8 protein-coding genes are annotated in these 9418 nt (G+C 71.4%); 6 read left to right on the top strand and 2 right to left on the bottom strand.

All coding sequences use genetic code 11. From position 1 onward, the window contains the following. Positions 1 to 49: 49 nt before the first annotated feature. Positions 50 to 2125: a chromosome partitioning protein gene (locus O7601_RS07485; protein ID WP_281565473.1), complete on the bottom strand. Its 2076-nt coding sequence runs from the start codon at positions 2123 to 2125 to the stop codon at positions 50 to 52. A gap of 76 nt (positions 2126 to 2201) precedes the next feature. Further along, positions 2202 to 3200, bottom strand: a complete 999-nt coding sequence (locus O7601_RS07490; protein ID WP_281565474.1) for a hypothetical protein — start codon at positions 3198 to 3200, stop codon at positions 2202 to 2204. A gap of 125 nt (positions 3201 to 3325) precedes the next feature. Between O7601_RS07490 and O7601_RS07495 the strand changes: the two genes are divergently transcribed. The 6 genes from O7601_RS07495 to O7601_RS07520 all read left to right on the top strand — a co-directional run bounded on the left by O7601_RS07495 (position 3326) and on the right by O7601_RS07520 (position 9337). Further along, complete coding sequence (locus O7601_RS07495; protein WP_281565475.1) at positions 3326 to 4615, top strand: adenylosuccinate synthase; 1290 nt, start codon at positions 3326 to 3328, stop codon at positions 4613 to 4615. Between the two features lie 246 nt (positions 4616 to 4861). Continuing rightward, positions 4862 to 5773 (top strand): type IV toxin-antitoxin system AbiEi family antitoxin domain-containing protein, encoded by a 912-nt coding sequence (locus O7601_RS07500; RefSeq protein ID WP_281565476.1) that lies wholly within the window; start codon positions 4862 to 4864, stop codon positions 5771 to 5773. Between the two features lie 100 nt (positions 5774 to 5873). Further along, positions 5874 to 7124 carry a phosphoribosylamine--glycine ligase gene (gene purD / locus O7601_RS07505; RefSeq protein WP_281565477.1) on the top strand — a complete coding sequence of 417 codons (1251 nt, stop codon included), beginning with the start codon at positions 5874 to 5876 and terminating at the stop codon, positions 7122 to 7124. Between the two features lie 362 nt (positions 7125 to 7486). Then, entirely contained in the window at positions 7487 to 7972 is a 486-nt protein-coding gene (locus tag O7601_RS07510; protein WP_281565478.1) for a sigma-70 family RNA polymerase sigma factor, read from the top strand. Then, positions 7969 to 8565 (top strand): hypothetical protein, encoded by a 597-nt coding sequence (locus tag O7601_RS07515; protein WP_281565479.1) that lies wholly within the window; start codon positions 7969 to 7971, stop codon positions 8563 to 8565. The genes O7601_RS07510 and O7601_RS07515 overlap by 4 nt, the downstream gene beginning before the upstream one ends. 79 nt (positions 8566 to 8644) lie before the next feature. Next, positions 8645 to 9337 carry a hypothetical protein gene (locus O7601_RS07520; protein WP_281565480.1) on the top strand — a complete coding sequence of 231 codons (693 nt, stop codon included), beginning with the start codon at positions 8645 to 8647 and terminating at the stop codon, positions 9335 to 9337. Positions 9338 to 9418 lie beyond the last annotated feature (81 nt).

Genomic DNA, 9418 nt, shown 5'->3' on the forward strand with positions numbered 1-9418 from the left:
TGTTGCCGGCCCGGGGTGAGCCCGGGTCGGCAGCGTGTCGGCAGGTGGCCTACAGGCCCTCGGCCACCGAAGCGGCGATCTTGAGCCAGGCATCCCTGGTGGCCGTGGAGAGATGCGCGTAACGCAGCGGCTCGCCGGTGTCGATGAGCCGCTCGTACGGGGCCAGCAGCACCGCCCGGGTACGGGCGGCGAAGTGTTCCTGGATGGCGGGCAGGTCGATCTCCTTGCGGGACGGCGGCATGGAGACCACGGTGACCGCCTGCCGGACCAGCCGCTGCCGTCCGCTCTGTTCCAGGTGGTCGAGCATCCGGGCGGCTGTCTCGGCCGAGTCGTTCCGGGCCGACATGGTGACCACCAGTTGGTCGGTGGCGTCCATGGCGGCCTGCCAGTTCTGCGCCCGGACATTGTTCCCGGTGTCCACGAAGATCAACTTGTAGAACCGGCTGACCACCTCGCGGATCTCGCCGAAGGCGGCGGCGGTGAGCATCTCACCGCCGGTGGCCGACTCGTCGGAGGCGAGCACGTCGAACATCCCCTCGCCCTGCGAGCGGACGTACTGGGACAGGTCGCCGACCCGCCCCTGCGCGCCGTGGAACTGGCCGAGATCCCGGAGCAGGTCCCGCACCGTACGCGAATGGAAATCCTGCTGGGCACGCATGCCGAGGGTGCCCTGGGTCTCGTTGTTGTCCCAGGCCAGCACGTATCCACCGCGATTCTGACCGAAGGTCATCGCGAGCAGCAGGATGGCGACGGTCTTGCCGGCTCCGCCCTTCGGGTTGACCACGGTGACCTGCCGCAGCCCGCCGAAGTTGCGGCGCACCATCTCGATGTCCCGCTTGCGTTCCAGCTCGTGCCGCCCTGGCGGGAGCTTCACCAGGCCCGTCTTGTTGACCACGGCGCGCAGCCCGGTCGTCGCGACCGGGTCGGCGGGGCGCACCTGCCGACGGCGGGCGAAGTCCTCGGCCGTGGGCGCGGCACCGGCCTCCGGGTTCCAGGCCGGCTCCGGGTACGCCGACGGCACCCGAGCTGCGGTGTTCGCTTGCGGATAGGGCTGCTGGGGTGCCGGCGGCGTCCCACCCTGCTGCCAGGGCGCGGGGTTCCAGGCCGGCTGCGGCGGGAACGGACCGGGTGGCGCCGGAGCGTACGACTGCGGGGCGGGTGGCTCGGCGTGCGGCGGCGCGTCGGGGGCCACGTCGACCGGTTGCGGATCGGAGGGCGGCGGCGCGGGCGGCACCCCGGCATCGGCGGGCACCGGCGGCAGGGGCGCACCGGGTTGCGGCACCGGAGTGCTGCCGTGCTGGGCGGTCGGCGGCGCGACGAAGGGGTACGGGCCGGGTTGCTGGGGCGTCGGCGGCAGCGGCTGTGGAATCGGTGGCAGCGGTTGGGCCGGCCCGGCCCAGGTGGGGCGGGGCGCGTCGGGCGAGGTCTCGGCGGACGCGACCGAATCGGATCCGGACCGCTGCGGTGGATGCGCCCACGGCGACTCCGCCTGCGGTCGCCCCACTGGCGGAGCCACATCGTCGTCAGGGGTATCGGCGACGGTCAGCTCGTCGTACGACGGATCCTGCGGACCGGGGTCGGTCGGTCCACCTTCGCGGGCGGGTGCGACGGCGGTGGGCCGGTCCAGGGTGAAGGGCAGGTCCAGGTCGACCTGGCCGGGCCCGGGTTGCGGTGCCGGCTCCCAGCCGGTGGCGGTCGGCGCGCCGTTGGTCAACGACGGATAGTCCGCGGGTGACGGAGGTGCACCTGGTGCGTGCCTCGGCCGCCCGGGGACATGCTGCGGCCCCGCCGTCGTGGGTGGATAGGCCGGTCCCGCGTCCGGGGGTGGATAGGCCGGTCCCGCGTCCGGGGGTGGATAGGCTGGTCCCGCGTCCGGGGGTGGATAGGACGGTCCCGCGACCAGGGACGAATCGGTCGGCTGCGCGGCCGGGGGCCGGTTGGTCGGTTGCGCGGGCGACGGCTGCCCGGGTGGGGCAGGCACGGTGGGCGGCACCGGCGGCGGGGCACCCCACGCGGGCGCGCCGAAGCCGTCGATCTGCTCCGGCGGCCAGAGTGGTTCGATGTCCCGTTCCGGCATGCCATGCTGGCCGGGCACGTGCACCCGGTCGGCGTTGTCGTCCACCACGGTGTCCTCCCCATTCCTCCTGACGAGGATAGGCCCAGTGGCCGACCCCGGCCTCCGCTGCGCCGGCCTGGTCCGGTCAGGCCGTCCAGACCGCCCAGGCACCCGGCTCGGTCCACCAGGACCGCTTGCGGGTCAGCTGCCCCGCCACGCCATCGTCGAGGTACGGCAGCGCCGCCTCGTCCCGGGGCAGCACCGACGCGGCCCGGCCCCGGGCCCGCCGGACCTCCAGGCGTACCCGGCGGCGACCCCACCGCGACCGGGTGACCACCGGTACCGCCACCGCCACCTCGACCAGCCCGTCGGTCGGGTCGGGCCCAGCCAGCAGCGCCACGTCGTCGAGCCGGGCGTACCCGCCCGCGTTGCCGACCGCGCAGGCGAGCAGCGGCTCGTCGCCGTTCGACAGCACGGTGTCGTCCACCTCGACCCGGCCGCGCCAGGACAGTGGAGCACCGTCCTCACCGGCGGCACCGAGCAGCGCACCGTCCAGCGTCACCGAGCCACCGTCGTGCCGCAGCAGGTCGAGCCGGCGTGGCGTGCCGTCCAGCACCGCGGCGGCCACCGCCGCCGGGTCGCGGGCCAACCCGAGCTGCGCGGCGAGGTCGCGGTGCGCCGTGCTGCGCGCCGGATCGAGCGGCAGTACGCCGACCGGTGGCAGATCCGGCACGGTGCGGTTGTCGGCCAGCTCGGTCGGGCGGCGACTGGGCGGCGGCGCGTACCGCCGGACCATGCGGCGGAGCACGGCGCGCAACTGTGCGTCACCGGCCACCGCGACCACCAGCCGGGTCTTGGCATCGGCGTCCGGCCAGGTTAGGCCGTCCGGTCGCGGCGGCCCGTCCAGCCGGACCAGCACCTCGTCGATCTCCGCGTCCGAGCGGGCGGTCACCGTCTCGACCCGGGCGCCTCGGGCTGTCAACGCATCGGCGCAGGCCAGCACCGGTACGCGCGGCGTCTCGCAGCGTTCCTCGCGATTCTCGACGGCGTCGGTGCCACCACCGCAGCAGGCTCCGCCGCTGCCACACCCGGCTCCTGGAGCATCCCGCTCGGAGCCGAGGGTGAGCAGCACCACGTCGTACACGGGTAGCTCCTCCTGCTGTTCCCGACGCGGCCCCTGCCGGCCGTGCCGTCACTACTTGTTAACCTGACACCCCGGGCTCGCTGACCGGTCGCCATCTGGCACCCGAGCCTTCTGGAGGCGAAAAGATGCCAGCGATCGTGCTCCTCGGCGCCCAGTGGGGCGACGAGGGCAAGGGCAAGGTTACCGACCAGCTGGGTGAGCGGGTCGACTACGTCGTCCGCTTCTCGGGCGGCAACAACGCCGGTCACACGGTGATCACCCCGGACGGGCAGAAGTACGCCCTGCACCTGATGCCGTCGGGTGCGCTCTCCCCGAATGCCGTGATCGTCATCGGCAACGGCGTGGTGGTCGACCCCAAGGTGCTGCTCAGCGAGATCGACGGCCTGGCCGAGCGGGGTGTCGACGTGTCCCGGCTGCGGATCTCCGGCGACGCGCACCTGATCATGCCGCACCACCGGGCGCTGGACCGGGTGGTCGAGCGATACCTGGGCAGCTCGCGGATCGGCACCACCGGCCGGGGCATCGGTCCCGCGTACGGCGACAAGGTGGCCCGGATGGGCATCCGGGTGCAGGACCTGCTCGACCCGGGCATCCTGCGCAAGAAGCTGGAACTCGCGTTGCGCGAGAAGAACCAGGTGCTGTTCAAGGTCTACAACCGCAAGGCGATCGACGTCGACGCCACCATCGAGGAATACCTCGAGTACGCGGAGCGGCTGCGGCCGTACATCACGGAGACCCGGGCGATGCTCTGGGACGCGCTGGACCGTGGGGACACCGTCCTGCTGGAGGGTGCCCAGGCCACCATGCTCGACATGGACCACGGCACGTACCCCTTCGTCACCTCGTCGAATCCGACGGCCGGCGGAGCGTGCGTCGGTGCCGGCATCCCGCCGACCGCGATCACGAAGGTGATCGCGGTGAGCAAGGCGTACACCACGCGGGTCGGTTCCGGACCGTTCCCGACCGAGCTGTTCGACGACAACGGTCAGCACCTGCGCAAGGTCGGCCACGAGTACGGCACCACCACCGGTCGGGAACGCCGGTGCGGCTGGTTCGACGCGGTCGTCGCCCGGTACGCCTGCCGCCTCAACGGCGTCACCGATCTGGTGATCACCAAGCTGGACGTGCTCACCGGCCTGCCCACGGTCCCGATCTGCGTCGGCTACGAGATCAACGGCAAGCGGGTCGACGACATGCCGATGACCCAGACCGACTTCCACCACGCCGTCCCGATCTACGAAGAGCACCCCGGCTGGTGGGAAGACATCACCAAGGCTCGCACCGAGGACGACCTCCCCGAGAACGCCCGCCACTACATCGCCCGCATCGAGGAACTCACCGGAACCCGGGTAAGCGTCGTAGGCGTAGGCCCCGGCCGCGAAGAAAACGTAACCCGCCACCCCCTCCTCCCCTAACCCCCCGACCCACCCCCTCCAGACCTCCACGTCTCCAGGTCTCCACGTCTCCAGGTCTCCACGTCTCCGCGTTGATCATGAAGTTGTTGTCGCCAATGCGGCGTGTCCAGAGCAATAACTTCATGATCAACGGGTCGGGTGGCGGGAGTTATCCACAGTTGTGGGCTGGGTTATCCACAGGGGTTTAGTCGATCTCCATGGCCCGGGACAGTCGGTTGGGTGGATGCATTGACGGTGGTCCGGCGGGTGGCGGCCACACAGGACTCAGTGGTCACCTTGGCTCAGGCCCGTGCCGCCGGTCTGACCGTGCACGAGGTGCATCGTCTCTGCCGTGCCGGCCGGTGGCGCGCGATGGCCAGAGGCGCCTATCTGGTGGATGCCGACCTGCAGGACGGGACGCCGCGACGGGCGCGGATCAGGGCGGCAGTCGCGTCATTCGGTCCATGTGCCGCTGCGGTGCTGTCCACCGCCGCCGAGCTGCACGACATCGCAGGCGTCCAGAGGTCGGAAGAGATCCATGTTTCGGTTCCGGGCACCGCCGCGAGACCGGTGCGATCGACGGATCCTCGGGTGACGCTGCACCAACTTTCGATCAAGCCGACCGAGTTCGTTACGGTCGCCGGGATCGCCACCACGAAACCGGTACGCACGGTCGCCGATCTCATTCTGAGGCTGCCCCGCTATCCGGCGGTGTGCCTCGTCGACTCCGCGCTCAATCAGGGATTGGTCGGGGATGAAGATCTGCCCGACATCCATCGCCTCATTCGGGGACGGCGCGGGGCGGTGGCGGCCCGTGGCTACCTCGCCGAGGCGGATTGCAGGGCGCAGTCTCCGCTGGAGACGCGGACCCGGTTACGGTGTGTTGACGGGAAGGTCCCGCCCGACGTCCTCCAACTGGAGGTGCGAGACCACGACGGCTATCTGCTCGGCATCGGTGACCTGGGTTGGCGGCGGCATCGGATCCTCGCGGAAGCTGACGGGAAGGGGTCGCACAGCCGACCCGACGCTGTTTTCGCCGACCGTCGCAGGCAGAACCGACTGCTCAACGCGGGCTGGGCAGTTCTTCGCTTCACCTGGGCCGACACACTTCACGCCGATTACATCCCCTGGACCGTGCGCCAAGCCATGCAGGTAGCGGTTCGGCGTGAGCGATCATGAACTTGTTGCCTCACCTGCGGCGCGTCGGGAGCAATAACTTCATGATCGACGGGATCGGTGGTGGGGTCGGTCGGTGGTGGGGTCGGTAGGATGACTCGGCGTGCGGGTTCTTCTTCTTGGTGGCGGTGGGCGGGAGCATGCGCTCGCGCTGAGGTTGGCCGATGATCCGTCCGTCGAGGCGCTGTTCGCGGCACCCGGCAACCCGGGGATCGCGGCGGTGGCGGAGTTGCGGGCCGTCGATCCGGTCGACCCGGTGGCGGTGGCGGGGCTGGCCGTCGAGGTGAGCGCGGACCTGGTCGTGATCGGGCCGGAGGCGCCACTGGTCGCCGGGGTGGCTGACGCGGTCCGGGCCAAGGGCATCGCGGTCTTCGGGCCGTCGGCCGAGGCGGCCCGGCTGGAGGGCTCCAAGACCTTCGCCAAAGAGGTGATGACCGCCGCCGGTGTCCCCACCGCACGGGCGTACACCTGCACGGACGAGGCGAGCACGGCCGCCGCCCTGGACCGGTTCGACCCACCGTACGTGGTCAAGGATGACGGGCTCGCCGCCGGTAAGGGTGTGGTGGTCACCAACGACCGCACCGTCGCCGAGGCGCACGCGCGTGAGTGCGGCCGGGTGGTGATCGAGGAGTACCTCGCCGGTCCCGAGGTGTCGCTGTTCGTCGTCACGGACGGCGAGACCGCGGTGCCGCTGCTGCCGGCACAGGATTTCAAGCGGGTCGGTGACGACGACAGCGGCCCGAACACCGGCGGCATGGGGGCGTACGCGCCGCTGCCGTGGGCGTCGGCCGATCTGGTCGACGAGGTCATGCGGGACGTGGTGCACCCGACTCTGACCGAGATGCGCCGCCGGGGGACGCCCTTCTCCGGCCTGCTCTATGTAGGCTTGGCGATCACCGCCGACGGCCCCCGGGTGATCGAGTTCAACGCCCGCTTCGGCGACCCGGAGACGCAGGTGGTGCTCGCGCTGCTGGAGACGCCGCTGGGTGGGCTGCTGCACGCCGCCGCCACCGATTCGCTGGCCGACCATCCGCCGCTGCGTTGGCGTACCGGTGCCGCAGTGACGGTGGTGGTCGCCGCCGAGGGCTATCCGGCGGGGCCGCGTACCGGCGACGTGATCACCGGCGGCGAACAGCCCGGCGTGATCCACGCGGGCACCGCCCGCCGGTCCGTCGACGGCGCCCTGCTCTCCGCGGGCGGCCGGGTCCTTTGTGGTACGGCCACCGGCCCGGACCTGGCCACCGCCCGCGATGCCGCCTACCAGGTGGTACGCGCCATCACGCTGCCCGGCTCGCACTACCGTCGGGACATTGCCGCCGCCGCGGTCGACGGACGGATCGCCCTTCCAGGGTGACCCGCCCGCCTGGTCGGGTCTCTGCGTGACGTTGTCGTCTGTCCTGGCCAGACGTCACCGTCGGCGCTGCTGCCGTCCCTTTGGGGCTGCTTCACCACCAATCGACCTGGTGGCCGTGCTGTGCGCCATAGGGGGCGCATGCCGACATTGACTTGTATGCCTCTCGGGACGACCGACCCACCCCGGTCGTTGTTACTGTCTGCCCAGTTCGAGGAGGCAGACTGCGGCTCCGTCTTTCTCGGTGCTGATGGTGCTCGTCCCCGCGCTGTCGTGAGGCGTCCCGCCCGTCGGTGAAAACCCGCCGGGCGACGGTGCAACTCGACGCACCGGTGGTGGCGTTTCTTACCGGTGAGGGAGGTGGGATGGACGCCGACGAGTTCGAGACATTCGTACGCGACACCGCACCGGCGCTACGTCGGTACGCACGCGCCGTCACTGCCAACCCGGACCAGGCCGAGGAACTCCTCCAGCAGACGTACGTGCGGATGGCCACGACATGGCATCGCCTCGACGCCGAGGGCGGACCACTGACGTACGCGAAGCTGGTGATGGTGCGGCTGCATGCGAGTCGGTTGCGGACGATCGTCCGGCGGTCCCGATCGGCCCCGGCCGCTCCGCCGTCGGCGGCTGCCGAAGAGGTCGACAGCCTGCGCCGGCTGCTCGCCGGGCTTTCTCCGGTGCAGCGGGTCGTACTGGTCATGACCTATCTCGACGACCTGGACGACGAGTCCATCGCGGCGGCGATCGGCCGCCGTCCGGCGACCGTCCGGTCGCTGCGCCATCGCGCCCTGCTGCGGGTAGGGCTGCCGATCGCCCGGGTACGCGCGGCGCGGGAGGTGGCGGGATGACCGATGTCCGGGATGCGCTCCGCGAGGTCTGGAACGCCGATACCGGGCCGCCCGTCCGGGATCCGCTCCCGGCGGTGCGAGCCCGCCTGCGTCGTCGCCGCAAGCTGCGGGCCGCTGCCGCCGCGCTCGCCTCGTGCGCGGTCGTCGGGATGGCGGTGTTCATGGCCGCCACCGCACGACACGACGAACCTTCGCCCTCGGTGACCGGGCCGCCTGCCAGCCCGGTCGTTCCCGAGCTGCGTGGGCTGCCGCCCTATCTGCGGTCGGTCGATGCCACGGATGCGGTGTTGCGGATGGCTCGGCCGGAGGTGGTGCCGAGCGGCACCCGGTCGGCGTACGAGGGGGCCGGCCCGGTCTCCCGGGTGGTGATCGTGTTCGACTTCGAGGCGCCGCGCGGCCTGCCCGGCACGCCACGCGAGGTGACCGTGCCGACCCGCGCCGAGGTGATGGCCACGGATGATCCGGTCACCTCCACGGCGTACCTGTCGGCGTGGGCGCCGGACGGGCGCTGCTGGTTCATCGCCGTGACGGCGGCCGAGGCCGAGATCCGGTCGTCGACGGTGGACGCCCTGATCGAGGCCAATCTCGGTTGAGCACCGCCGCCGGTCGCTGACCCTGACCGGTCAGGCCGGCGGGATCAGCCGATCGGCCACCGTGGGGCATTGACATCCCATGTCACGATCATCGTGCCGGTGGCTGGCCAGCACCCACCGGTACGGGGAGGAGGACGCGGTGACCGGCTTTCTCGGCGCGGCGCTCAGCTTTCCCACAGTGCTGTTCAGCTTCCTGCTGGTGGTGGTCGTCGGCTACTGGCTGCTGGTGTTGACCGGCGTGCTGGATCTCGGCGACGACCTCGACGTCGACGGCGTGCCGGGCACCGTACTGGCCGGTCTCGGCCTGGGCGGCGTGCCCAGTGCCGTCATCTTCTCCCTGCTCGTGGCGGTGGCCTGGTTCGTCAGCCTCGCCGGCACCGCCCTGCTCGACGGTCTCGGACTCGGCTCCGGCACCCGGATCGCCGTCTCGGTCGGCGTCCTGCTGGCCGCCGCGGCCTGTGCCTGGCTGGTGACCCGCCTGGTCGCGGCGCCGTTGAGCCGGCTCTTCCCGACCGAGACGGACGCCACCCGGCACGCCTTCGTCGGTCGCCTCTGCGTCGTGCGCACCGGTACGGTCACCGCCGACTTCGGTCAGGCCGAGGTGACCGCGACCGACGGTTCGTCGGCGGTGGTGCAGATCCGGCAGCCGGGCGACGAGCGGATGCCGGCGGGCAGCTCCGCGTTGATCTACGACTACGACACCGACGGCGAGTTCTTCTGGGTGATGCCCGCCGGACCAGCCTTCGACCCGATGAGACACGTCCCCGAATAGCCCACCAACCTGTCGGGCGCGGCCGGTCAACCCCCTTCGGCCGGCCCGCCGCACGCTGCCCCTGAGCCGCCCCGAAAGGAG

The sequence above is a fragment of the Verrucosispora sp. WMMD573 genome (assembly GCF_027497175.1).
Lineage (GTDB): Bacteria > Actinomycetota > Actinomycetes > Mycobacteriales > Micromonosporaceae > Micromonospora.

Coding starts and splice junctions, on each gene's coding strand:
- O7601_RS07520 (WP_281565480.1), top strand. CDS start 8,645: ATGTCACGATCATCGTGCCGGTGGCTGGCCAGCACCCACCGGTACGGG.
- O7601_RS07495 (WP_281565475.1), top strand. CDS start 3,326: ATGCCAGCGATCGTGCTCCTCGGCGCCCAGTGGGGCGACGAGGGCAAG.
- O7601_RS07510 (WP_281565478.1), top strand. CDS start 7,487: ATGGACGCCGACGAGTTCGAGACATTCGTACGCGACACCGCACCGGCG.
- O7601_RS07515 (WP_281565479.1), top strand. CDS start 7,969: ATGACCGATGTCCGGGATGCGCTCCGCGAGGTCTGGAACGCCGATACC.